This is a genomic window from Streptococcus sp. GMD1S, assembly GCF_000296875.1.
Classification (GTDB): Bacteria; Bacillota; Bacilli; order Lactobacillales; family Streptococcaceae; genus Streptococcus.
This window is the reverse complement of the sequence record NZ_AJQY01000227.1, coordinates 1-806: the sequence shown is the minus strand read 5'-3', so window position 1 is coordinate 806 and position 806 is coordinate 1. Positions and strand designations below refer to the sequence as shown.

At 44.4% G+C, this 806-nt stretch carries 1 protein-coding gene; it reads right to left on the bottom strand.

Annotated elements, in window-relative coordinates; genetic code table 11:
• The coding region (sstT, locus tag GMD1S_RS08470; RefSeq protein WP_000530761.1) for a serine/threonine transporter SstT at window positions 1-806 on the bottom strand (806 nt) is incomplete at both ends.

Below are 806 nucleotides of genomic sequence, written 5' to 3'. Positions count from 1 at the left end.
CAGAGTTTCATATTGACAGGGATATTGGCGGCAGAGCTACGAGTGAAAAAGGCTGTAATACCACTGACACGTAGACATTTCAAAACAAGGGGATAGGGATTTTTCCTCATAAAGAGAAAGGCGATGAGCGGGTTGATGATGAGAGCAACAAAGGCCATAGTAGCAATCAAAAGTCCTAGGAGGACACCGTAGTTAGCCAAACTAGCAATGCCCTTGTCAGAGATGGTCTTGAAAACCAAGCCTAAAATCCCAAAGGGAGCTAGGTTGATAATCCATTCTACGATTTTAGAGGTGACATCCGCCATGGTTTTCAGTAATTCTTTACTGTGTTTACTTGCCTCTCTCATAGCCAAGCCAAAGATAACTGCCCAAGAGAGAATCCCGATATAGTTGGCTTCAACAATGGCATTCAAGGGATTGTCCACCAGTTTGAGTAGTAGATTGCTGAGGACTTGACCAATACCGTCAGGAGCAGCAACTTCTGTATTTGCGTTGGTCAGGGTGATTTGTACAGGCAGTAAGAAACTAGCTAGAACGGCTACCAATGCAGCAGCAAAGGTTCCGAGCAAGTATAGGAAAATAACCGTCTTCATATTGGTGTTTTGTCCCTTTTGGTGTTGGGAAAGGGCATTGGCAACAAGGGCAAAAACCAAAATAGGAGCGATGGCTTTCAGTCCACCTACAAAGAGATCTCCAAGCAGGCCAATTCCTGTAAGGTTTGGAAAGAGCATTCCTAATGTAGCTCCCAAGATCATTCCAATAAGGATTCGTTTGATGAGGCTTGCCTTGGTCCAGGCTCTAATGAT